20 protein-coding genes are annotated in these 21,930 nt (G+C 64.6%); 9 read left to right on the top strand and 11 right to left on the bottom strand.

The window, feature by feature from the left end:
- The first annotated feature begins 109 nt into the window (after positions 1-109).
- The gene (gene ada, locus BXY53_RS09430; protein WP_119061567.1) at positions 110-1,159 is read left to right on the top strand and encodes a bifunctional DNA-binding transcriptional regulator/O6-methylguanine-DNA methyltransferase Ada; all 1,050 of its coding nucleotides are present in this window, start codon (positions 110-112) and stop codon (positions 1,157-1,159) included.
- Here ada and BXY53_RS09425 read toward each other — a convergent pair.
- From BXY53_RS09425 to sdhC, 4 genes are read right to left on the bottom strand one after another with little or no spacing between them, the layout of a single operon-like run.
- Positions 1,156-1,941 carry a succinate dehydrogenase iron-sulfur subunit gene (locus BXY53_RS09425; protein WP_119061566.1) on the bottom strand — a complete coding sequence of 262 codons (786 nt, stop codon included), beginning with the start codon at positions 1,939-1,941 and terminating at the stop codon, positions 1,156-1,158. The genes ada and BXY53_RS09425 overlap by 4 nt on opposite strands.
- 46 nt (positions 1,942-1,987) lie before the next feature.
- Positions 1,988-3,835 (bottom strand): succinate dehydrogenase flavoprotein subunit, encoded by a 1,848-nt coding sequence (gene sdhA / locus BXY53_RS09420; RefSeq protein WP_119061565.1) that lies wholly within the window; start codon positions 3,833-3,835, stop codon positions 1,988-1,990.
- Positions 3,836-3,839: 4 nt separating this feature from the next.
- Positions 3,840-4,220, bottom strand: coding sequence for a succinate dehydrogenase, hydrophobic membrane anchor protein (sdhD, locus tag BXY53_RS09415; protein ID WP_119061564.1), 381 nt, complete (start codon positions 4,218-4,220; stop codon positions 3,840-3,842).
- A 1-nt stretch (position 4,221) separates the two neighbouring features.
- Positions 4,222-4,623, bottom strand: a complete 402-nt coding sequence (gene sdhC / locus BXY53_RS09410; RefSeq protein ID WP_119061563.1) for a succinate dehydrogenase, cytochrome b556 subunit — start codon at positions 4,621-4,623, stop codon at positions 4,222-4,224.
- A 196-nt stretch (positions 4,624-4,819) separates the two neighbouring features.
- Between sdhC and BXY53_RS09405 the strand changes: the two genes are divergently transcribed.
- Positions 4,820-5,755 carry a CE1 family esterase gene (locus BXY53_RS09405; RefSeq protein ID WP_170144392.1) on the top strand — a complete coding sequence of 312 codons (936 nt, stop codon included), beginning with the start codon at positions 4,820-4,822 and terminating at the stop codon, positions 5,753-5,755.
- 8 nt (positions 5,756-5,763) lie between these two features.
- On the opposite strand, the gene BXY53_RS09400 is transcribed toward BXY53_RS09405, so the two are convergent.
- On the bottom strand, positions 5,764-6,819 hold the full coding sequence (locus BXY53_RS09400; protein WP_119061561.1) for a MaoC family dehydratase: 1,056 nt from the start codon (positions 6,817-6,819) through the stop codon (positions 5,764-5,766).
- A gap of 193 nt (positions 6,820-7,012) precedes the next feature.
- Here BXY53_RS09400 and BXY53_RS09395 point away from each other — a divergent pair, with 193 nt between their 5' ends.
- Both BXY53_RS09395 and BXY53_RS09390 read left to right on the top strand, forming a co-directional pair.
- Complete coding sequence (locus tag BXY53_RS09395) at positions 7,013-8,167, top strand: 6-phosphofructokinase (protein ID WP_119061560.1); 1,155 nt, start codon at positions 7,013-7,015, stop codon at positions 8,165-8,167.
- A gap of 12 nt (positions 8,168-8,179) precedes the next feature.
- Positions 8,180-8,851 (top strand): MIP/aquaporin family protein, encoded by a 672-nt coding sequence (locus tag BXY53_RS09390; RefSeq protein ID WP_119061559.1) that lies wholly within the window; start codon positions 8,180-8,182, stop codon positions 8,849-8,851.
- On the opposite strand, the gene BXY53_RS09385 is transcribed toward BXY53_RS09390, so the two are convergent.
- Positions 8,848-10,026 carry a DNA recombination protein RmuC gene (locus BXY53_RS09385; protein ID WP_119061558.1) on the bottom strand — a complete coding sequence of 393 codons (1,179 nt, stop codon included), beginning with the start codon at positions 10,024-10,026 and terminating at the stop codon, positions 8,848-8,850. The genes BXY53_RS09390 and BXY53_RS09385 overlap by 4 nt on opposite strands.
- A gap of 93 nt (positions 10,027-10,119) precedes the next feature.
- Between BXY53_RS09385 and def the strand changes: the two genes are divergently transcribed.
- Both def and fmt read left to right on the top strand, forming a co-directional pair.
- Positions 10,120-10,638 (top strand): peptide deformylase, encoded by a 519-nt coding sequence (gene def / locus BXY53_RS09380; protein ID WP_119061557.1) that lies wholly within the window; start codon positions 10,120-10,122, stop codon positions 10,636-10,638.
- A 157-nt stretch (positions 10,639-10,795) separates the two neighbouring features.
- A complete protein-coding gene (fmt, locus tag BXY53_RS09375) occupies positions 10,796-11,731 on the top strand; it encodes a methionyl-tRNA formyltransferase (protein WP_119061556.1) in 936 nt (311 codons plus the stop codon).
- 32 nt (positions 11,732-11,763) lie between these two features.
- Here the strand turns inward: fmt and BXY53_RS09370 are convergent, their stop codons facing one another.
- Together BXY53_RS09370 and BXY53_RS09365 are read right to left on the bottom strand one after the other, a co-directional pair.
- Positions 11,764-13,110: a vWA domain-containing protein gene (locus BXY53_RS09370; RefSeq protein WP_170144391.1), complete on the bottom strand. Its 1,347-nt coding sequence runs from the start codon at positions 13,108-13,110 to the stop codon at positions 11,764-11,766.
- 93 nt (positions 13,111-13,203) lie between these two features.
- The gene (locus BXY53_RS09365) at positions 13,204-14,058 is read right to left on the bottom strand and encodes a hypothetical protein (protein WP_147361540.1); all 855 of its coding nucleotides are present in this window, start codon (positions 14,056-14,058) and stop codon (positions 13,204-13,206) included.
- Between the two features lie 442 nt (positions 14,059-14,500).
- Here BXY53_RS09365 and BXY53_RS09360 point away from each other — a divergent pair, with 442 nt between their 5' ends.
- From BXY53_RS09360 to BXY53_RS09350, 3 genes are all read left to right on the top strand, one after another.
- A complete protein-coding gene (locus BXY53_RS09360) occupies positions 14,501-15,079 on the top strand; it encodes an RNA polymerase sigma factor (RefSeq protein ID WP_170144390.1) in 579 nt (192 codons plus the stop codon).
- Positions 15,076-15,945, top strand: coding sequence for an anti-sigma factor family protein (locus tag BXY53_RS09355; RefSeq protein WP_119061552.1), 870 nt, complete (start codon positions 15,076-15,078; stop codon positions 15,943-15,945). The genes BXY53_RS09360 and BXY53_RS09355 overlap by 4 nt, the downstream gene beginning before the upstream one ends.
- Positions 15,946-16,065: 120 nt before the next feature.
- On the top strand, positions 16,066-17,754 hold the full coding sequence (locus tag BXY53_RS09350) for a DUF262 domain-containing protein (RefSeq protein ID WP_119061551.1): 1,689 nt from the start codon (positions 16,066-16,068) through the stop codon (positions 17,752-17,754).
- Here BXY53_RS09350 and glcF read toward each other — a convergent pair.
- From glcF to BXY53_RS09335, 3 genes are read right to left on the bottom strand one after another with little or no spacing between them, the layout of a single operon-like run.
- Positions 17,751-19,115: a glycolate oxidase subunit GlcF gene (gene glcF / locus BXY53_RS09345; protein WP_119061550.1), complete on the bottom strand. Its 1,365-nt coding sequence runs from the start codon at positions 19,113-19,115 to the stop codon at positions 17,751-17,753. The genes BXY53_RS09350 and glcF overlap by 4 nt on opposite strands.
- A 7-nt stretch (positions 19,116-19,122) precedes the next feature.
- Entirely contained in the window at positions 19,123-20,361 is a 1,239-nt protein-coding gene (locus BXY53_RS09340) for an FAD-binding protein (protein WP_245410400.1), read from the bottom strand.
- Complete coding sequence (locus BXY53_RS09335; protein ID WP_119061549.1) at positions 20,342-21,787, bottom strand: FAD-linked oxidase C-terminal domain-containing protein; 1,446 nt, start codon at positions 21,785-21,787, stop codon at positions 20,342-20,344. The genes BXY53_RS09340 and BXY53_RS09335 overlap by 20 nt, the downstream gene beginning before the upstream one ends.
- Positions 21,788-21,930 lie beyond the last annotated feature (143 nt).

Here is a 21,930-nt window from a genome sequence, read left to right as displayed (position 1 = left end):
CGCCGCCGTCCCGCCTGCGGGCTGCGGCGCGTTTGGGCGCAACAAACGGGCTGCCTGCATGGCCCAAGCACATTACGCTGCCTGCCGAAGCGAGTCGGGAGGAGGGGTCATGCAGGCAAGCCAGGACGACGCGCGCTGGACAGCGGTGCTGGAACGCGACAGCACCTGCGATGGCGCGTTCGTGTTTGCGGTACGCACCACGCGCATCTATTGCCGGCCCGGTTGCCCGGCCAGGCGGCCAAAGCCTGAGCATGTTGTCTTTTTCGAGACCGCGGCTGAAGCGCGGGCGGCCGGCTTTCGCCCCTGCCTCCGCTGCCGGCCCGACGCGGCGGCCGATGCGACAGGGGAAGCGGTCTTGGGCGCTTGCCAGCTGATCGGCGAGAGCGAGACGCCGCCGCCTCTGAGCGCGCTCGCCGAGGCCGCGGGCATGAGCCGATTTCACTTTCAGCGTGTGTTCAAGCGCGAAGTGGGCATGTCGCCAAAGCAATATGCCGACACGCGGCGCCAGGCGCGCCTTCGCGAGACCTTGCCAGGTGCCACGAGTGTTACCGAGGCGCTCTACGAGGCGGGCTATGACAGCGCGGCGCGCTTTTACGTCCAGGCGCATCGTGCGCTCGGGATGCCTGCCAGCGATTACAAGGCGGGCGGGCGCGGCCAGGCGATCTGGTATGCCCTGACCAACAGCATCGTGGGGCGCGTGCTGATCGCAGGAACGGCGCGGGGATTATGCGCGATTTTTTTCGGTGACGGGGACGAGTCGTTGGAGACAGAATTGCGTGCGCGGTTCCCGAACGCGCATCTCGTCGCCGCTGGGGAGGACTTACGCGAATGCGTGGCGGAAACTGTCGCCTTTATCGACCTTCCGAAAGGCGCCTTTCGTTTGCCGCTGGACGTTCAGGGCACAGCGTTTCAGCACAAGGTTTGGAAGGCCCTGCGTGACATTCCGTTTGGGGAAACGGCGACCTACGCGGAGATCGCCGAGCGTATCGGTTCGCCGGCTGCCACGCGCGCTGTCGCCAACGCGTGCGGCGCGAACCCGGCGGCTGTCGCAGTCCCTTGCCACCGCGTGCTCCGCTCGGACGGCAGCCTGGGCGGCTACCGCTGGGGTGTCGACCGCAAGCGGGAACTGCTGAGGCGGGAGCGTGGTGAAAGCAATTAGCCCCGCCGCTCCACCATCATCTTCTTGGTTTCGGCGATCGCTTTCGCAGGGTTCAGCCCCTTTGGACAGGCTTGCGCGCAGTTCATGATCGTGTGGCAGCGATAGAGCCGGAACGGGTCTTCGAGCTGATCCAGGCGGTCACCCGTCGCCTCGTCGCGGCTGTCCACGATCCAGCGATAGGCCTGCAGCAGAATGGCCGGACCGAGGTAGCGGTCGCTGTTCCACCAATAGCTCGGGCAGGACGCCGAACAGCACGCGCACATGATGCACTCGTAAAGACCGTCCAGTTTCTCACGATCCTCACGGCTCTGCCGCCACTCCTTTTCCGGGGTCGTGGAGGTTGTCTCCAGCCAGGGCTGGATCATCCGGTGCTGCGCGTAGAAGTGCGTCAGGTCCGGTACGAGGTCCTTGACCACGCTCATGTGCGGGAGCGGATAGATCTTGACACTGCCCCGGCTGTCGGCGCTGGCGCGAGTGCAGGCCAAGGTGTTCATCCCGTCAATGTTCATCGAGCACGACCCGCACACGCCCTCGCGGCAGGATCGGCGGAAGGTCAGCGTCGGGTCGATCTCATTCTTGATCTTGATGAGCGCGTCGAGGACCATCGGCCCGCACTTGTCCATGTCCACGTAGTACGTGTCCGTGCGCGGGTTCTCACCATCCTCGGGGTTCCAGCGATAGACCTCGAAAGCCTTGAAGTTGCCCTTCGCGCCTTTCTCGGGCTTGTTCCACACCTTGCCTTTGCGGATCGTCGAGTTTTTCGGCAGCGTCAGTTGAACCATCTCGTGTCCTTCTCAGCCGTGTTGCGGGGCGGCGCCGATTGCCGGCTCAGTACACCCGCGCTTTCGGCTCGATGTAAGTGATGTCGTTGGTCAGCGTGTAGCTGTGCACCGGGCGATAGTCGAGCCGAACCTTCAGAGCCTCGGTGTCCGCCCAGGACAGCGTGTGCTTCATCCAGTTCTCGTCGTCGCGGTCGGGATAGTCCTCGCGCGCATGCGCGCCGCGGCTTTCGGTCCGGTTGGCGGCGCTATGGATCGTCACGGCCGACTGTGCGATCAGGTTGTCGAACTCGAGCGTCTCGACCAGGTCGGTGTTCCAGATGAGCGAGCGGTCCGTGACCTTGATGTCCTCAACACCGGACCAGATGTTTGCCATCCGCTCGATGCCTTCGTCGAGGATCTCCTGCGTGCGGAACACCGCGCAGTTTTCCTGCATCGCCTTCTGCATGTCGGCGCGCAGTTGGGCCGTCGGGGTGCCGCCATCGGCGTAGCGGAAGTAGTCGAGACGGGCGATGGCCTTGTCGCCTGCATCCTTGGGCAATTCGCGATGCGGCGTGTTCGGTTCGATGGTGTCGGCGCAGTGATTGGCCGCCGCCCGGCCGAACACGACCAGGTCGATGAGCGAGTTGGAACCGAGCCGGTTCGCGCCGTGCACCGAAGCGCAGGCCGCCTCGCCGATGGCCATCAGGCCGGGAACGGGCGAGTCGGGGTTGCCGCCGCGCGGGCTGACCACTTCGCCGTGCACGTTCGTGGGGATGCCGCCCATGTTGTAGTGCACCGTCGGCAGCACGGGGATCGGTTCCCGCGTCAGGTCGACATTGGCGAAGACCTTGGCCGCCTCCGTGATACCTGGCAGCCGCTCGGCGAGCACCTCCGGGTCCAGATGCTCGAGATGAAGATGGATGTGGTCCTTGTTCGGCCCGACGCCGCGCCCTTCACGGATTTCGATGGTCATGGCCCGCGAGACCACGTCGCGCGAGGCCAGATCCTTGGCGCTTGGCGCATAGCGCTCCATGAAGCGCTCGCCCTCCGAGTTGGTGAGGTAGCCGCCTTCGCCGCGCGCGCCCTCGGTGATCAGCACGCCTGCGTCGAAGATCCCGGTTGGGTGGAACTGCACGAACTCCATGTCCTGCAGCGGCAGGCCGGCCCGCAGCACCATCGCATTGCCGTCGCCCGTGCAGGTGTGCGCGCTCGTGCAGGAGTAATAGGCACGGCCGTAGCCGCCCGTGGCGAGGATCGTCTTGTGTGCGCGGATGCGGTGGACCGATCCGTCGTCAAGGCAAAGCGCGACGACACCGCGGCATACGCCGTCCTCATCCATGATCAGGTCGAGCGCAAAGTACTCGATGAAGAACTCGGCCGAGTGACGCAGGCTCTGGCCGTAGAGGGTATGAAGCATCGCATGGCCGGTGCGGTCGGCCGCTGCGCAGGTGCGCTGGGCCGGAGGGCCTTCCCCGAACTGCGTTGTCATGCCGCCGAAGGGGCGTTGATAGATCTTGCCGTCATCGGTCCGCGAGAACGGCATGCCGTAATGTTCCAGCTCATAGACCGCTGCCGGCGCGTGGCGGCAAAGATATTCGATCGCGTCCTGATCGCCCAGCCAGTCGGACCCCTTCACGGTATCGTACATGTGCCAACGCCAGTCATCTGCGCCCATGTTGCCGAGCGACGCGGCAATGCCGCCCTGAGCGGCCACGGTGTGGGAGCGGGTCGGGAACACCTTGGTCACACAGGCCGTTTTCAGCCCTGCTTCCGCGCAGCCCAACGTGGCGCGCAGCCCGGCACCACCCGCGCCGACCACCACGACATCGTAGCTGTGATCGTTGAAGGGATAGGCGCGGCCGTTCACGCCCGGAGCGGATGTGGCCGCGCCGTTACCGTTCATCTGACTGTTCATCTGTTCACGCTCCCAGACTCAGCTTCAGCACGGCGAGCACCGAAGCCAGTGCGATAAATACGGAGAAAAGTGCATTAAGCGCCAGCGCCACAACGCGGCTGCCTGAGGAATGGACATAATCCTCGATAATCGTCTGCATCCCCAGATACATGTGGTAACTGACGGACACGATGAGGAGGAGCATCAGCGCGCCAGCCAGAGGTGCGTCAAAATATGCCTGCACCTCGGCATGGCTTGCTCCGGCGAGCGAAAAGACGGTGTAGACGAAGAAGATCAGCGCAATCAGATTCGCGGCCCCCGTCAGGCGCTGCCACCAGAAATGGCTGGTTCCGTCATGCGCCGAGCCGAGGCCGCGCGCCCGTGCCAGAGGTGTGCGTAGCGACATGTCAAATCACTCCCATCGTCATCAGCAGGGCGGCCCAGAACAGGACCGTCAGTGTCAGTGATCCAAACAGCGTCGCCCAGGACAGGCGCAATACCGTTGGAATCTCGAACCCGCGTCCTGTATCCCAGAGGAAGTGCCGCAGCCCCCCGAGCGCGTGATGGAAGACCGACCAGGACAGGCCCAGCAGAATGATGTAGCCCAGAACTGAGCCGATCCAGTCCATTGCCACGGCGTAGTAGTCCGGGCCGCTGGCCGCCGCGATAAGCCACCAGGCCAGGACGATCATGCCGAGATAGAGCGTCGTGCCGGTGATGCGGTGGAAAATCGACATCACCATCGAAATGACGGGGCGATAGATCTGAAGATGCGGCGACAGCGGCCGCTCGTGGGCGTGCTCTGACATGAGACCTCTCGCGATCTTGGTCGTTACACACTTTTACCGCAATGCAATAATCAGATGCAATGTGGCGCGTATCAAAGGTTCGCGCACGCGCTTCGCGTGGATCACCGGAGCTACAGTTCAGAAGGCGATTGCGGGGCGCTTGCGACGTTGTGACCGATTCGCGCGCGATCTTGGCGCGGCACGTGGAGAGGCAGACATGAGTCAGGCACGGCTTGGGGCGGTCCTTGTGGCGGCGTTGGTGGTCGCGATGCTCGGGCCGCGCGCGGAGGCACGCGAATTTTATGGCGAGACCGTCGTGGACGGCGTGCCGCGGACCTACACGGTTTTCGTCCCCGACAGCGCGCGTGACCGCGGCGATTCTGTGCCTGTCGTTATAGTGCTGCATGGTGGCCGTGGCGACGGTGCCCGCGTGCGCCGGATCATGGGGCTTGACCGGGTTGCCGAGCGAGAAGGGTTCGCTACCGTTTATCCTGACAGTCTTGGGCGCGGCTGGAACGATGGGCGGCGCTTCCGTCGGGAGCGTTCCGATGATGTCGCGTTCCTGCTGCGCCTGAAGAAGAGTCTCGTCCGGCGTGGCCTGGCCGACCCAGACCGCGTGTTCGTCGCCGGCGTCTCAAACGGCGGCATGATGGTCCAGCGCCTTGCCTGCGAGGTGCCGGGCGCGTTCGCCGGTTACGCTTCGATCATCGCGAACATGCCGGTGCCCGTCATTGACCGATGCCTGCCGGACCGTCCCGTCCCGATGATGGTCATCAACGGCACGGACGACCGGCTGATGCCCTATGACGGCGGCGATGTCGGCTTGCGCGGGCGCCGGGGTGCCGTGGTCTCGGCGTTCGAGACCGTCGAGTTCTGGCGTGCGCATAACGGCTGCGACGGCCGGCCCGGGCGGCGGATGCTGCCTAATCGCGACCCCCGTGACGGCTCGCGCGTCGTGATGTTCTACAGCACCGACTGCCGCGGCGCGCCAGTTATCCATCTGCGCGTTGAAGGGGGCGGCCACCGCGTTCCGGGCTCGCCGGTGCAAGACCTGCGCTTCATGGCGGAGCGGGTACTGGGCGCACAGAACAACGACATCTCCACCGCCGAGGTCATCACGCGCTTCTTCGCCGGGCTGGACCGCACGAGCTAAGCTGGCCGCTAGCGCGGCATGACCACCCAGTAATCCAGATCAAGCACCACGCTGGGGTCGAACGTCGCGTCACCCGCCTTGTACGGAAAATCAAGGCAGGAGCGGTTCTTGGTCGCCACAGTGCGCAGCCGTAGCGCGCCGATGTCGCTGCGGCCTTCCATTTCCTCGCGGGCCAGCACCTCCGACCACGCAAAGATCGTGTCGCCCGCGAACACCGGGCCGACATGTCGCCCGCCGTTGATAGCGGTAATATGGAACGCGTTGGCAAGGCCGTTGAAGCTGAGCGCCCGCGCCATCGAGATCACGTGCCCGCCATAGACCAGCCGGCGGCCAAAGCGGCCATCTTTCTCGCTGTGCTGGTTGAAATGGACCCGCGCGGTGTTCTGATAGAGCCGTGTCGCCATCTGGTGCTCGGCCTCCTCGATCGTGATGCCGTCGAAGTGGTCGATGCGCTCGCCTGGCGTGTAATCGCCCCACCGGTGTGGCGCGCCGGCCAGTGTGGTGTCATAGCCCTCGATCTGAAGCGGTGGCACGGCGCTGCCGAGGAGTTCCGCGGGCACCGTCTCGGGCAACTCGGGTACCACGGTCTCGGGAGCCGGGCTTTCGGGGTCACGTTTGTTGACCATCACCCAGCGGACATACTCCAGCACCACGCCGCCATGCTGGTTGCGTCCCGTCGAACGGACATAGACCACGCCGGTGCGGCCGCTGGAATTTTCCTTCAGGCCGATGACTTCAGACGTCGTGCTGAGGGTGTCGCCGGGATAAACCGGATTGACAAACCGGCAGTCGGCATATCCGAGATTGGCCGCCGCGTTGAGCGAGATGTCCGGCACGGTCTTGCCGAATACGGTGTGGAAAACGAGCAGATCGTCCAGCGGCGCGCACGCATAGCCGATCTTCTGCGCAAAGCTGTCGGCGCATTGCACAGCGAACCGGGAGCCGTAAAGCGCGGTGTAGAGCGCGGCATCTCCGGAGGTCAGCGTGCGCGGGGTGGCGTGCGTGATTGTCTGGCCGAGCGTAAAGTCCTCGAAGAAGTTGCCTGTGCTGGTTTTCTCGGCCATGCGCAGTTCTCCAGTCTGTACATTTCCGCGGGCCGCTCCCCGCTGTATTCGGCAGGATAGTAACGGGTTGGACATGCTGCCGACAACCGGCATGGCGTCGCCCCTGAAAAAGAGCGCGGCGGGATTGGCACACGCCCAAAAGGTCTTTATCACTGGCGCGCAAGGCTTTGCGGACAAAGGATGAGGACGAGAGATGCATCTTGGCATTCTGACCGGCGGTGGTGACGTTCCGGGGCTCAACGCGGCGATCAAGGCAGTGACGGAGCAGGCCGCGGCGCGGGGCTGGTCCGTGACGGGGCTGCGCCGAGGCTGGGCCGGTCCGCTGAACATCGACCCCGATAACCCCGAGACCGTGAACGACTGGACACTTGCGCTGACGCCCGATGTCGTGCGCGACGTCGACCGGGCGGGTGGCACCTTCCTGCACACCTCGCGCACCAAGCCCTCGGCCACGGCAGTCAAGGACCTGCCGCAGCATCTGCGCGGAAAGTTCGCCGGCGAGGCCGAAGACAAGAAGGTCGACTGCACCGACCACGTCCTCCGCGTTCTGGAGCACCTCAAGCTCGATGTTCTCGTGGCAATCGGCGGCGATGACACGCTCTCTTATGCCTCGCGGCTCCACGCCGAGGGCGCACCGACGATGTGCATCCCCAAGACGATGGACAACGACGTCTTCGGCACAGATTACTGCATCGGTTTTTCCACCTGCGTGAACCGCGGCGTCGAACTCATCACCCGGCTGCGCAGCCCTGCCGACAGCCACGAGCGCGTCATGGTGGTGGAAATGTTCGGGCGCTATTCCGGCGAGTCGGCGCTCATCACGGGCTATCTCGCCGGCGTGGACCGCATCCTGATCGCGGAAGTGCCCTTCGATAGCGATAAGGTTGCCCGCCTGCTTGCCGAGGACCGCGCGCGCAATCCGCAGCACTACGCCGTGATCGTTGTCTCGGAAGGCGCGCATTTCGAGGGCGGCAGCATCGTCGAGAGCGGCCCGGCAGACGCCTACGGCCATCGCAAACTCGGCGGTATCGGTCAGGATGTCGGCGAGGTCATCAAGCGCCACGGCATCAACGTGATGAACCAGAACCTCGCCTATCTGCTGCGCGCCGGGATGCCTGACGCGATGGACCTGATGGTGGGCCGCAACTTCGGCACGATGGCGGTGCAGCTTCTCGACGAAGGCAAGCGCGGCCTGATGATGGCGATCGAGGATGGCCGCTATACCACCCAACCCGCTGACATTAGTACAAAGGGCCGACGGCTTGTCGATGTCGATATGTTCTACGATCCCGACCAATACCGCGCGCGGATCAAGCGGGTCGAGGGCCTGCCCATGTTCCTGAAATAGCGAGTCCATGCCATGACTGCCCGGGAGGTGCGCCAGCTCGCGACCGAGATGCTTGGTACGGCGATCCTGAGCGCGTTCTTGATCGGCGCAGGCTTGCTGGCCGGGCGGTTTCCGGAGCGGGTGCCGCTGGACGCGGACTGGCTCATAGCGGCCACTGGTGGCGTCTGTCTCGCCCTGCTGATGGCCGCGTCGAGTGCGCGCCTCAACCCCGCGCTGACGCTGGCCGATGTCATCACGAACCGCGACGAGGTGGAGGCGGCGACATGGCGCGCAGGCGCGCAGATTGTCGGCGCGATCGTCGGGGTGGTCGCCGCGCACGCGGTCTTTGATATGGGCGTGATTCAGCATGGCGGACGGCCGCTCTCCGGCACGGGCGTCTGGGCCGGGGAGGCTGCCGGCACCTTCGTGTTTGTGCTGGCGGTCACGCTGGCAATGGCGCGCGGTCGGCTTATCGGCAGCGCCTTCGCCGGCCTTACGCTGGCCGTCGTCTATCTCGCGACGCCGGCGATGTCGCTGGCCAACCCGGCGCTGCTGATCGCGCGCACGCTGACCGATAGCTATCTTGGCGTGCGCGCCGGCGATGCGGCGATCCTGCTGGCCTGGCAGATTGCCGCTGCTGCCCTCGCGGCCCTTGCCGCGAACGCACTTCTGCGGGCGCGCCTGCGCCGGGCGGCAGCGCGCTAGCCCGTCGCGCGCCCGTTCGCTGCGGGCGGCTGCGCTTCGTCAAAGTCGAGCGCGTCAATCCGCTGGCCGCGCGTGCTGATGGTCTCGCTCAAACCCGCCAGCTTGTCCAGTTCCTCTCCCATCAGCCGGTGATGCCGCTGGAGCCCGGCCGCGCGCTGCGCCAGCTTCGCCACGTCCTGCGTCAGCGCGCTGACCTCCTTGCGCAGCACATCAGTCTGCTCGCGCATACGCGCATCCTTGACGATGCTCAGCATGGTCTGGACGGCCAGCATCAGCATATTTGGCGAGACGATGATGACCCGGCGCTTGTGCGCTTTCTGGATCAGGTCGGGGAAATGCTCGTAAATTTCGGCGTAGACCGACTCCGACGGAACGAACATCAGCGCGCTGTCCTGCGTCTCACCGGCCAGGATGTATTTATCGGCGATCGCGTCGACGTGACGGCCGACGGCCTGGCGGATTTGCGCGGCCGCGGTCTTGCGCGCTTCCGCTTCGTGGGCGGTCCGGAGGCGCTCAAAATTCTCCAGCGGGAACTTCGCGTCGATGACCAGCGGCTCGGTGGTGCCCGGCAGGCGGACGATGCAGTCGGGCCGCGTACCGTTCGACAGGCTCGGCTGGAAGCTGTAAGCGCTGGAGGGCAGGGCGTCGCGGATGATCGCCTCCATGCGCATCTGGCCGAACGCGCCGCGCGCCTGCTTGTCGGCCAGGATATCCTGAAGGCTCACCACGCGTCCGGTCAGGTCGGCGATCTTGGCTTGTGCGCTGTCGATCACCGAAAGCCGTTGATAGAGCTGGGAGAGCTGCTCGGCGGTATCGCGCTGCTGCGCCTGGAGATGCTCGCCCAGATGCTGTGAAACGCGGTCAAGGCGCTCCTGCAGCGCGCCTGAAAGCTGGGTCTGGCCATGCAGCGAAAGTTCCGACAGGGACTGAAGCCGCTCCTTGAGCCCGGTCAGTTCGTCATGCAGGGCCTGCGTCTGCGCGGTCGTCTGCTCGGCAATGCGGTCGGCATCGGCCCGGGCGCGGCGCAGGCTGGCGCGCCAAAGCAGCGCAACCGCAACCATGCAGACCGCAAGAACGCCTGTGAAGATAGCGGCCACGAGCCAGACCGGGTCGGTGGCCGCCAAAACCTCCGGGAGACGCACGAACCAGGCTTCGAGTGCCGCAGTGTCCAGCATAGCGCTGGAGCCTAACGGGATTCGGCGCACAGGAAGACCAAAACGCGAACGCGCGGTTTGACGGGGCCGTTCAATGGGACTATCTCACCATGCATGAGCGTTCGCGATATCATCAAAATGCCTGACCCTGTCCTTCGGAAGAAGGCGCAGCCGCTTGAGCGCGTCGATGACGAGGTGCGCCAGCTCGCGGCTGATATGCTTGAAACCATGTATGACGCGCCGGGAATCGGGCTGGCCGCGCCGCAGGTGGCGGTTGCGCGCCGATTGATCGTGATCGATATCGCGCGCGACGAGGAAGAGAAAAACCCGGTCGTGATGATCAACCCGGAGATCGTCAGCCTGGGCGACGAGCCGCGTGTGCATGAGGAAGGCTGCCTGTCGATCCCGGACATCTACGCCGAGATCGAGCGACCGGCGCAGTGTCGCGTGCGCTATATTGACGAAGACGGCGCCACGCAGGAAATGGACTGCAAGGGCTTGATGTCCACGGTCGTACAGCACGAGATCGACCATCTCGACGGGGTGCTGTTCATCGACCACCTGTCGCGCCTGCGCCGCGATCGCCTAGTCAAGAAGTTCATCAAAGCCCAGCGCAGCAGCGAAACGGTCTGAGCCGGAATCGGTTGTTGGCCGCGCGAAACGGCGCTGGACGGCGGGCCGCGCTGGCGCTAGAGGATGCCGCAGCGCATCATTTTCCGCGGCGCGCCGGGTGAATCGCTCCGCCCTGGCCCCCAATGCGCCGCCCCCTGTGTCTCCTGTGAGGCCTTAGATGCCGAAGCTTCGGGTCGTTTTCATGGGCACGCCGGATTTCTCGGTGCCCACTCTCAGCGAAATTGTTTGCGCCGGGCATGACGTCGCCGCGGTCTACACGCAGCCGCCGCGCCCTGCCGGCCGGGGGATGGGGCTGCGTCCCTCACCGGTGCAGAAATTCGCCGACGAAGCCGGCATCCCTGTCTACACGCCTCGGAACTTCCGCAACCCCGAGAGTGTCGCCGAGCTGGCCGCGCTGCAGGCTGATGTCGCAGTCGTTGTTGCCTATGGCTTGATCCTGCCGCGGCGCGTGCTCGATACGCCGGCTTATGGCTGCCTCAACCTCCATGCCTCGCTGTTGCCGCGCTGGCGCGGCGCCGCCCCGATCCAGCGGGCGATCATGGCAGGCGACACCGAAACGGGCGTGACCGTGATGCAGATGGACGAAGGCATGGACACCGGGCCGATCTGCATGATGGAGCGCATTCCGATAGGCCCGGACATGACGGCCGGCGAACTGCATGACGAGCTGGCATTCGTCGGCGCGAGTCTGATGGGCAAGGCCCTGGACCGCCTGGCGCGTGGCGAACTGGAATGCCGCCCTCAGCCCGACGAGGGGGTGACTTATGCGCCGAAGATCACGAAGGAAGAAGCGCGCATTCACTGGGAGAACCCGGCGCAGGAGGTGCATGACCGCATCCGCGCCATGTCTCCGTTTCCCGGTGCATGGTTCGAGGCGCTTCTGGGCGGCCGGCCCGAGCGGGTGAAGGTGCTCCGCTCGGTTTGCGTGAAAGGGCGGGGCGAGCCGGGCCAGCTCCTCGACAATCAGCTTACGGTCGCCTGCGGTAATCAGGCGGTGCGGCTGACGAAAGTCCAGCGCGCAGGCAAGCGCCCCATGTCCGGCGTGGATTTCCTGCGCGGCTTCCCGCTCGGCAAGGGCACGCATTTTGGCTAGAAAGCCGGGCGGGAGCGCCGCCCGGCGGGCTCTCAGTAGCTCTGCTGTGTCTTGCCCTTGTACTGGCGAGAGCGCATGTCCTTGCGCTGGCGGACCCAGTTCCCGGAGGTGATCGCCTCGGCGTCGCGTGCCTGTTCCTCAGCAAGGCTCTGAAGCGCGGGCGCAGAGAGCGCCTGGGCCTGCTCCTTCAGATAGGCTGCGTTATCCTCGAGCATTTTCTTCGCTTCGTCGATGCGGCCGCTGTCGCGCAGCTTGACGGCCTTTTCGCTGCGCTCCGTGGCAATCTGCATGGTGGCCGCCGAGAGCACGTCCTTGTCGCGGCTGGCCGCGATCCTGTCGGGGTCGTTGCTGAAGCTCAGCGTAACGACATCTTTCAGGGCGGCCTCTTGCTTGGTCCTCATATCGGTATAGCGGGCGGAGACCTGCGCGGCCTGCAACTTGTTCCGCGCGGCGTCGCCCGCGACCTCCACCTCCACAAGCAGATACTTTTCCTGGCCGCCATAGATCTGGCGCAGGTCGAAATTTACGCGCTGACCTTCGATTTCGGCTGGGCGCCCGAGAGTGCGCAGTGGGCGAATGCCGGCGGGGAAGTCGATCTCGATCTCTGCGCCTTGACCGACGACCGAGAACACATCGCCGAATTCCTTGTTGAAAATGCCGACGAGATCATCCGGGTGCTCGACAAAAGCGTGATTGCCGTCGCTGTTGAGCGCCAGCCGGGTCATCAGGTCTTCGTTATAGCCCAGTCCCAGCCCGATGGTGGTTATCGAGATGCCTTCGCCGGCGGCCTTGCGGCCCAACGCAGCAATCTGGCTGGGCGAGGTGGGACCGACATTCGCCAGCCCGTCGGAGAGCAGGATCACCCGGTTGACGGCATAGGGATCGAGGAACGTGAGCACCTCGTCGATTCCCGTTTCCACGCCGGCATACAGAGCCGTCCGGCCGCCGGCGCGGATGTCACGGACGGCCCGGCGCATGTTCGGCAGGTCTCCGGCCGATGTGGCCGGCAGAACGACGTCCACGCCGTGATTGAAGGCGACGACCGCGAGCGTGTCATCCGCTGTCAGCCGGCCCAGAGCCATCAGCGCGGCCTCGCGCGCGTCGGCGATCTTGGCTCCCTGCATGGAGCCGGACTTGTCGATGACCAGCGCGATATTGGCCGGGGTTCGGGCCGTCTCTTCGGGCGGGCGAACGCCGCGCAGGCCGACGCGCAGGAACGCACGGGTCGTCTCGCCGGTTTTCATCACCGACTGGCTGAAGCGCGCATCCAGCTTGACGGGTGCCTCGCCGGCGCGCGCAATGCCGAGGGAAAGAATAATCGCTAGCGCCAGGACCGCCGCGCTGAGCGCTGCGCGTGGCCGGAAGTGAAGTTGCAACATGCCTACCTCCTTGGCTTCCCTCGGCATGCGACCAAGGGTCGCGCCGAAAAGAGGCAAGGCAGGGGCGCGTCACATGACGATTTCGTAAGCCGGTCAGACGAGCGAGCGATAGACGCGGATATCCACCGGGCTGAAGAGCTTGAGCTTCAACCGCGTCGCGACCGGCAACTTGATCTCCTCGAAGATGTCCTCGCAGCCCTCGGCACCGGTCTCGCCGGCATTTTCCATCAGGACGTAGATACGCCGCGGATTCGCCCGGTAAGACGCGGAGACATGATCAAGCATGAGCGAGAGAAAGCGCTCCTTGGCGGCATTCGGGAAGAACAGCACCAGCGGCTGATCGGGGATCACGATGTCGCCGCGGTCGCCCCGCCGCACCTCGACGTCCCGGCATTTCATGTACGTGCGCGGGAACTGGCTGACATTCAGTTGCGCGTCATCATAGGCGGCCTCGGTGTATTCATAACCGATGACGCGCTCGAAATCGTGCATCGCTGCGTAAAGCAGCGTGCGCGCATTGCCCGCGCGGAAATCCAAGAAGGCGCATTCGCGCAGAGTCACGTCGAGATCCTGGATGACCCAGTCGAAGACCTGGCCCGGTGTCGGACCGTCATAAACCGTCTCGGCATCCGCGTGGCGGAGTGTCTTGAACGGGTTTTCCGCGGTCGGTTTGAACAGCAACTTTTCGACGTGGCGGTCCCGATAGAGCATATGCGCCGGCGCCAGCATGCGCAGATAGGCGCGGCGCAAGGTGCCTGGAGTGGCAAGCGCGCCGCGGATGGCAGACTTGGCAGCGCCGCTCGGGCGGGCCCGCACTTTTGCCGCTCCGATGGCCGATTTCAGTTTGCCGGCCGCTGCTTGCCTGCGCTGTGCGAGACGCGGGCGCTGCCTTGGTGCCGAATGCGCGTCATCGCGCGCGGATTGGCGCTCCAGCGAGTGTGTGTTCAAGCTCAAAGGTCCTGCCTCTCTAGTACCATTACGAGAAATGACTGGAGTGTCCGTCTCACGCCGGGAATCAGATACAAACTCCGTTCGTCGCAGCCTGGGTCAGGCCTTGAGCGATTCGGTGTTGCTTCAACGGGCACCCATACAGTAAAAACCGCCGCTCCACCCCGTTTCTACTGAGGTTGACGTGGATGAAAACGCTTCGGCGGTGTCCCCCATTCATCGTAACTTTCTCAGTGTCGTCTTGTTATGCTTCTCCATGGTTTAAAAAACACCGGCAATGCGGCGAATAGATGGCAAGTGGTTCTTGTGGCTGTCCCCAGCCGATATCGCCACGCTAACTTGCCGCCCACAGCACGTTCACAAGTTGTAAACCTTATCTTCCTACACTCGCCTTAATTATCAGTGATCCTTTTTCCTCAAATGCGGGCGAACAGGTGGAATGATGAGCGGAGCAGGTGATGCCGTGACGGCTGCCAGCAGCGAACGCTGGCTTTATCCGCGCTTGCGCGCCTTTGCCATCGCCTTGACGGGGTCGATGCGTGCGGGAGCCGGGCTGGCGCAGGCTGCGATTGCCAATCTGAAGGGCGGCGAGGATACGGAACGCGCGCCCGCAGAGTTGATGCTCGAAGCCTACCGCGAGGCGCATGCGCTCTGGATGAAGCGCACCGCAAACGCAGCGCCGGAGACAGCGGGTCGCGCCGATCCACGCTGCTTCGCGCTGCCGGCGAATACGCCCGACGCCGCTGCGCGCCACAAGGGTCTGGCGCAGGTCATCGCCGACCTGCCGCCGCAGCAGCGTGCAACGCTGCTGCTGGTCTATGGCGAAGGGCTTTCCTATGACGAGGCGGCGGAGGTGTTCGACACCACAGTCCAGGTCGTCATGACGCGGGTTGCGCGCGGGCATGTCGCGGTCGGTCACTGGCTGGATCGTCGCGATGGCCGCGCTCCGGCGCAGGGTGAGGCACAAACCGCCGATGCCGAAACCGGCGCGGCGCAGGAGGCAGCGGGGCAGGTGGCATGAGCCAGCTTTCCGATGAGTTGCTGTTGGCCTATCTGGACGGCCAGCTCGGGAGGCCGCAGGCGCAGTCGGTCGAGCGCATGGTCGGCGCCAGTGACGAGTTGCGCGCGCGCGTCGAACGCCTCAAGACGAGCCAGAGCTACCTTATCCAGACCTTCGAGACGCTGGCGCGGCGCACGCGCAGTACGTCGCGCCCCCAGCGCCCGGCCCAGGCGCGCAGTCCGCAGGGCCAGTCCGCCCAGGCGCCGGCGCAGGGTATTGAACTCCACACCGAAAGTAGCGAGCCGCCTGTCAAAGCGCCGCGCCGCTCTTTGGCGAAACTGCTGCTCTGGGCCGGGGTTCTTTCGGTTCTCGCCGCGGTCATCGGTTATGGCGCCGGCAAGTGGATGCGGTTGAACAGCGATCCGGCCGTCGAGAAGATCGACGCGCGAGTGCCCGCACCGGCGAACCAGTGGGCCGCGGATGTCGCGCGACTGCATTCCCATTTTACCACGGGCTCGATCGCCGCCGATCCCGAAAGCCAGACCAACCGCGACCTGGTCGAGCTGCAGCTTTCGCGTATCCTCAACAAGCCGCTGAAGGTGCCCAGCTTCCCGGATCATGCGCTGACGTTTCGCCGCGGCCAGGTGCTCAGCTATAGGGGCAGCCGCATGATGCAGCTCAGCTATGCCGGCGCGGACAGCGGATTGGTGTCGCTGTACGTGATGTCGGGCGGGCCGGAAGCGGGGCTCTCCGCCGTCAGCCAGCGTGGGGTCACCTCCGTGCACTGGAGTCAGGATGGCGTCCGTTACGTCATCTCCGGCAAGCTTCCAGAGACCGGCTTGCGGGCGCTTGCCGCAGTCGCCATGAAACAGATGAAGGCGGAATAGCCGCTCGGACCACGCGCTCAGCTTGTGCACAGAGCGGCTTTTTGGTCGCCACTGCCTGTCTCAATATGGTAACCGATAAGACTTTCGAGGTTTGCGTATTGAGAAAAAGGCTATGGCGTCATGGCGCCTGTTTCGAGTGAAGTTACCTCCCTCGGGCGGTTTCTCCGAGGCGAGAGGGCGTTTGTCGTGCCCCGCTTCCAGCGTCACTATTCATGGGATGAAGACCACGTCGAAATATTCTGGCGTGATATCTTCAACATTTTTGCGGAAGATGACGGCGATTATTTTCTCGGCGCGATCGTCGTCCGGCATTGCGACCCTGAGGGGCCGATCGTTATTGACGGCCAGCAGCGGCTGATCACGGTTTCCATCCTGCTCGCGGCGCTGCGCAGCATCCTTGCCGAAGGGGATCAGTCCGAGGGCGTGGAGAAGCTCGTGCGCGCCTTTCTCCTTGCCGACGATGCCGCCGCCGATGCCGTTGCGCCGCGTATCATGCTCAACCGCGCCGACCGCAGCTTTTACGACCGCTACATCGTAGGCGAGAGCCGCGTTGATGAGCTGATGCGGATGCGCCGGGACGACTCCCTGCCGCTGTCCAACCGCCTGCTTGCCGATTGCTTCTGCTTCATGCATCGCCAGTTGCAGAGCTTCACCGCGCGTGACTGGACCCCCCAAGACCTCGCCCGCGCGGTTCTGAAGGCGATTGACGAGAAAATCTATATCATCCGGCTGGATGTGCGCAGCGACTACGACGCCTTTGTTCTGTTTGAGACGCTGAACGATCGCGGCCTGTCGCTGTCGGAATCCGACCTACTCAAGAACCACCTGCTGGCGGCTGCCGGCCCGCATCTGAAAGACACGCAGGCGGACTGGGAGACGATCGAGGGGAATCTCGGCGGCGAGCGGCTGTTGAAGTTCGTGCGCCATCACTGGCTGTCAAGCCGTGGCATGACAAGCCGCGCGGGGCTTTATCCCGACATCAAGCGGGCGGTGAGCACACCTCAGACCGTGGCCGCCTATACGGAGGAGCTGTGTTCGGCGTCAGAGTATTACGACTCGCTGCGCGACCCGAACAGCCGCATCTGGGCCGCCTACGGTCCGGAACGCCAGCCCTGGCTGCGAGAGCGGATTGACTGCCTGCGGCTGCTGAGATCGGACCAGATCTTTGTCGTGTTGCTTGCGGCGCTTGAGACGGACCGCGAGGGCTTTCCCGATCTGCTCGACATGCTGATCAGTTTCACCTTTCGCTACACGACGATCTGCAACCTTAGCCCGTCGGCGTTGCTGCCCGTGTTGATCGCGGCGGCGCAGCATATCCGCGAGAGCGGACGCGTTGACGCTGAGGAAATCTTCCGCCAGTTCCTGAGCCCGCTTTATCCCGATGACAGCCAGTTTCATTCGGCGTTTTCGCGCAGGGCGATCCGCTACAATGGGCTGGCGCGCTATGTCCTCAACAAGCTGAACGACCAGATCTCGGGCGTGGATGGAGCGGCCCAAGGCCACCCGATCACCGATCTGGAGCACATCCTGCCCAAGCGGTTTCAGCGCAATTGGACGGTCGAGCGGAAGGATTTCCCTGGCGGTCCGGAGAAATATGTGCACCGGCTGGGCAACATGACGCTGCTGACGACCAACCTGAACCGTGAGCTTGGCAACCAGCCATATGAGGTGAAGCGCGACGCTTTCGCACAGGAGGCGCTGGAGATCACGCGGATGATCGCCGACGAGCCGCGTTGGACGGCGGATGCGATAGGCCGCCGGCAAAACTGGATGGCCGGGCTCGCGATCAAGATCTGGCGGTGCCCCTAGCTGACCCGTTCAAGCGGCACATCGGGCGTGAACAGCGACTGCACCGTCCGACGTCGATGGCTCAGATGTCTGATCTCCTCCGGGCACGGCCCGCCATGCGCCCAGTCGAGCAGTTCAACGGTGTGCAGGATCGGCGGCTGATCCGGGCCTTCGAGCTGGGTCATGCAGCCGATATTCCCGGTTGCCACGCAGTCAGGCTTCGTCTTGGCGATGTTGTCCTGCTTGCGCTTTTTCAGCAGGCCGGAAATCTCCGGCTGCAGCATGTTGTAGGTTCCGGCCGAGCCACAGCACAGATGCCCCTCCGGGATATCCAGTACCGAATAGCCCGCATCGCTCAGGAGCTTGCGCGGCTGCTTGGTGATGCGCTGACCGTGCTGCATGGAGCAGGCGGAATGATAAGCGACCTTGATGTCCGTCCAGGCCGTCGGCGGATCAAGGGTGATCTCGGTCAGATATTCGCTGATGTCGCGGGCCAGCCCGGCGACCTTCTCCGCACGCTCGGCATATTCGGGATCGTGCGCGAGCATGTGGCCATAATCCTTGACAGTCGTGCCGCAGCCGGAAGCCGAGATCACGATGGCATCGACCGGCCCGTCGGCCATGACGCTCTCCCAGGCGTCGATGTTCTGCCGCGCTTGCGCCATGCCGTCGGCTTCCCGGCCCATGTGATGCACCAGCGCGCCGCAGCAGCCTTCGGCCTTCGGCATCACCACCTCGATCCCGTTACGCGTGAGCAGGCGGATCGCGGCGTCATTGATCTGCGGACGCAGAACGGTCTGGGCGCAGCCGCGCAGCAGGATCACCCGGCCGCGGCGCGGGCCTTCGGGGGCGATCGTGCCGTAGGCGGGGCCGCGCCGTGACGGCAGCCTGCCGGGCGCGAGGTCGAGCATCGCGCGCAGCTCCTTCAGCCCGAGCGCGCTGATCAGCCCCTTGAACGGCTTGGCCAGTTTCGCCCCGCGCACCGACCAGCGGAACCGCGACGGGTAGGGCACGACAGCGGCGAGCAGCTTGCGCATCAGCCGGTCCTTGAGCGGCCGGCGCGAGGTCTTTTCAATATGCACGCGCGCCTTGTCGACCAGATGCATGTAGTCGACGCCGCTGGGGCAGGTGGTCATGCAGGACAGGCAGGACAGGCAGCGGTCGATGTGCGTGCGCACTTCGGGCGTTGCGTCGTGCCCGCCCTCGAACATCTTCTTCATCAGGTAGATGCGCCCGCGCGGGCTGTCGCGTTCGTCGCCGAGCAGCACGTAGGTCGGGCAGGTCGCGGTACACAGCCCGCAATGCACGCAGCTACGCAGGATCTGGTTGGCCTCGCGGATGTTGGGGTCGACAAGCTGTTCGGGCTTGAATTCGGTTTCCATGTCGTCGTCAGACCTCTGGATACATGCGGCCGGGATTAAGGATGCCGGCGGGGTCGAAGGCGGCCTTGAGCTTCTGCGACAGCGTCATGTTCGCGGCCGGCAGCGGGTGAAACACCTCGACGGCGGAACGCATTGCCAGCGGCGCGCGGATCAGGGTGGCGTGCGCTTCGAAATCCGCGATGATCCGTCGCAGATCGGTTGCGTCCGCATCGCGCGACGGTGCCAGCTCCAGCCAGACCAGCCCGCCCGACCAGTCATAGGCCGCCTGACAGTCGAGTTGCGCGCGGATCGCATTGACCATGCCTACGGCCCGGCTCGGCGCGGTCGTGATGCGCCATAGCGGGAACTGGCTGCCGGTGAGGAAACGCAACTCGCGCACATCGCGCCAGAATTCCAGCGATGGCTCGTTGCCGATGGTGTAGACCTCGCCGAAGGTTCCGATCTGCTGTTCCAGCTTTTCGGCGCGCGCCTGCGTCGACTCGGGAAAGTTTTCCAGCCGCAGCGCGGTGATCGCGCGGCCCAGTCCACCGAGTTCCTGGTTGCTTAGCCGCGCCGCCATCGAAGCCGGGATGTGGATGGCGGCGGAGACCTCGTAGGGTGTGCCCATCGCTGCGCAACAAAGTGCAATCGCCGCCTCGTCCGGCAGGCCGAACAGCATCAGCGTGCGCGTGTCTTCCGGCTTGGGCAGCACCTTCATGGTGACTTCGGTCATTACCGCCAGCGTGCCCCAGGACCCGGACAAGCCGCGCGCGAGGTCGACGCCTGTGACGTTCTTCATCACGCGGCCGCCCCACTTGATTGTTTCGCCGCGACCGTTGACCGCGCGAACGCCAAGCAGATGATCGCGCGCGGCGCCGCGCAGGACCCGGCGTGAGCCGGACGTGTTCGTCGCAAAGACGCTGCCGATGGTCGGCGGCTCGGCCACGTCGCTCTTGCCGGTCAGCGGCGTCATGTCAGCCGGCTCGAAGGCGAGCATCTGGTTGTGTTCGTCAAGCAAGGCCTCGACCTCGGAAAGCGGCGTGCCGGCGCGCGCGGCGATCACCAGCTCTGACGGCTCATAGAGCGTCACGCCGGTGAGGTTGCCGGTGCCGATCTTTCCGGCGGTCTGGACCGGCCTTCCAATGGCGCGCTTGGTGCCGTTGCCGCAAACCTCCACGGGCGTCTGCGCCTCCGCGGAGTGTGCAATGAAGGCGGCAAGCTCGTCTTCCGAGCCGGGCATGAACCCGTCAAGCATGGGGGCTGCCATTCCCGGGCTGCATGTCGAGCGGGAACACCTTGCCGCGATTCAAGCGCCAGTCCGGGTCGAACACTGTCTTGACCCGGATCTGCTGTTCGAGATCGGTGCGATTGTACTGGGTCGTCATCAGGTCACGCTTTTCGATTCCAACGCCGTGTTCCCCAGTCAGGCAACCGCCGAGCTCGACGCAGGCCTCAAGGATATCGCCGCCGCAGCGCTCAGCGCGGTCCTTTTCGTCCGGGTCGTTGGCGTTGAACATGATGAGCGGGTGCAGGTTGCCGTCGCCGGCGTGAAAGATGTTGGCCACCCCCAGCCCGTAATGCTGGCAAATGCGACTGACCTCGGACAGCGCCTTGGGCAGGGTGCTCAACGGGATCACGCCGTCCATGCACATGTAATCCGAAATGCGGCCCATCGCGCCGAAAGCCGATTTGCGCCCGCGCCAGATGGCTGCCGCTTCCTCGGCACTCTGCGCTTCGCGCATCTCGGTCGGGTTGAAGTCCTTGGCGATCTCGCGGATGCGCCCGAACAGGTCCGCGATTTCCTCTTCCGAGCCTTCAACCTCGACGATCAAAAGGGCCTCGACATCAAGCGGATAACCCGCGCCCGCGAAGTCCTCGCAGATCTTGATGGCAGGGCGGTCCATGTATTCCAGCGCTACCGGCACGATGCCTGCGCCGATGATCGCCGCGACGCAACCGCCGGCGTCCTCCGCAGAATTAAAGCCCATGAGCATGGGCCGCTCACCCTCGGCCTTGGGCAGGATGCGAACGGTCGCCTCGGTCACGATGCCGAATTGCCCTTCCGATCCGGTCATCAGGCCCAGGAAGTCATAGCCGTGCGGATCGAGGAAATCGCCGCCGAACTCGACGATCTCACCGTCCATCATGACGACGGTCATGCCGAGGATGTTGTTGGTCGTGACGCCATATTTCAGGCAGTGCGCGCCGCCGGAATTCATGGCGATGTTGCCGGCCAGCGTGCAGGCCAGCTGGCTTGAGGGGTCGGGCGCGTAGAAAAAGCCGAGTTCCGAGACGGCGTTGGAGATGCCCAGGTTGGTGATACCGGTCTGCACCCGCGCGACGCGGTCATCCAGGTTGATGTCCAGCACCTGGTTCATCTTGCTGATGCCGACGACAACGGTGTCCTTCATCGGCAGCGCGCCGCCGCTGAGCGAGGTGCCCGCGCCGCGCGGCAGCACGTTCAGATCGTTCTCGTGGCAGAAGCGCAGAACGCGCGAGACCTCCTCGGTCGATGTCGGCAGCACGACGGCCAGTGGCACGTTGCGGTACGCGGTCAGCGCATCCGCTTCAAACACCTCAAGTCCGATCGGGTCGGTGACGACGTTCGGCGAAACCCTTTGCAGCCCGGCGACGAGTGCGTCGCGCCGGTCGAGCACGCCCGTGTCCGGCTCGGGCAGTTGGATGCCGCTCATGGCCCATGCCTCCCTGAAATATCCCTTCATTATACTAAACTTTCAGCCGCCACGAATCCAGAGCGGCGCTTGGGCACGGCGGCCAAGGCGTTGTCTCATACTTGACAAGCTGTCCGGCTGCGCGCAAGGAGTTGTATACAACC

It is taken from the genome of Dichotomicrobium thermohalophilum, from assembly GCF_003550175.1.
Classification (GTDB): domain Bacteria; phylum Pseudomonadota; class Alphaproteobacteria; order Rhizobiales; family Rhodomicrobiaceae; genus Dichotomicrobium; species Dichotomicrobium thermohalophilum.
Note: the sequence above shows the minus strand (reverse complement) of the source record. Positions and strands in the feature narration are given on the sequence as shown.

Coding starts and splice junctions, on each gene's coding strand:
- ada (WP_119061567.1), top strand. CDS start 110: ATGCAGGCAAGCCAGGACGACGCGCGCTGGACAGCGGTGCTGGAACGC.
- glcF (WP_119061550.1), bottom strand. CDS start 19,115: ATGGAAACCGAATTCAAGCCCGAACAGCTTGTCGACCCCAACATCCGC.
- fmt (WP_119061556.1), top strand. CDS start 10,796: ATGCCGAAGCTTCGGGTCGTTTTCATGGGCACGCCGGATTTCTCGGTG.
- BXY53_RS09360 (WP_170144390.1), top strand. CDS start 14,501: ATGAGCGGAGCAGGTGATGCCGTGACGGCTGCCAGCAGCGAACGCTGG.
- sdhA (WP_119061565.1), bottom strand. CDS start 3,835: ATGAACAGTCAGATGAACGGTAACGGCGCGGCCACATCCGCTCCGGGC.
- BXY53_RS09335 (WP_119061549.1), bottom strand. CDS start 21,787: ATGAGCGGCATCCAACTGCCCGAGCCGGACACGGGCGTGCTCGACCGG.
- BXY53_RS09390 (WP_119061559.1), top strand. CDS start 8,180: ATGACTGCCCGGGAGGTGCGCCAGCTCGCGACCGAGATGCTTGGTACG.
- sdhD (WP_119061564.1), bottom strand. CDS start 4,220: ATGTCGCTACGCACACCTCTGGCACGGGCGCGCGGCCTCGGCTCGGCG.
- BXY53_RS09370 (WP_170144391.1), bottom strand. CDS start 13,110: ATGTTGCAACTTCACTTCCGGCCACGCGCAGCGCTCAGCGCGGCGGTC.
- BXY53_RS09385 (WP_119061558.1), bottom strand. CDS start 10,026: ATGCTGGACACTGCGGCACTCGAAGCCTGGTTCGTGCGTCTCCCGGAG.
- def (WP_119061557.1), top strand. CDS start 10,120: ATGAGCGTTCGCGATATCATCAAAATGCCTGACCCTGTCCTTCGGAAG.
- BXY53_RS09405 (WP_170144392.1), top strand. CDS start 4,820: ATGAGTCAGGCACGGCTTGGGGCGGTCCTTGTGGCGGCGTTGGTGGTC.
- sdhC (WP_119061563.1), bottom strand. CDS start 4,623: ATGTCAGAGCACGCCCACGAGCGGCCGCTGTCGCCGCATCTTCAGATC.
- BXY53_RS09340 (WP_245410400.1), bottom strand. CDS start 20,361: ATGGCAGCCCCCATGCTTGACGGGTTCATGCCCGGCTCGGAAGACGAG.
- BXY53_RS09395 (WP_119061560.1), top strand. CDS start 7,013: ATGCATCTTGGCATTCTGACCGGCGGTGGTGACGTTCCGGGGCTCAAC.
- BXY53_RS09355 (WP_119061552.1), top strand. CDS start 15,076: ATGAGCCAGCTTTCCGATGAGTTGCTGTTGGCCTATCTGGACGGCCAG.
- BXY53_RS09425 (WP_119061566.1), bottom strand. CDS start 1,941: ATGGTTCAACTGACGCTGCCGAAAAACTCGACGATCCGCAAAGGCAAG.
- BXY53_RS09350 (WP_119061551.1), top strand. CDS start 16,066: ATGGCGCCTGTTTCGAGTGAAGTTACCTCCCTCGGGCGGTTTCTCCGA.
- BXY53_RS09400 (WP_119061561.1), bottom strand. CDS start 6,819: ATGGCCGAGAAAACCAGCACAGGCAACTTCTTCGAGGACTTTACGCTC.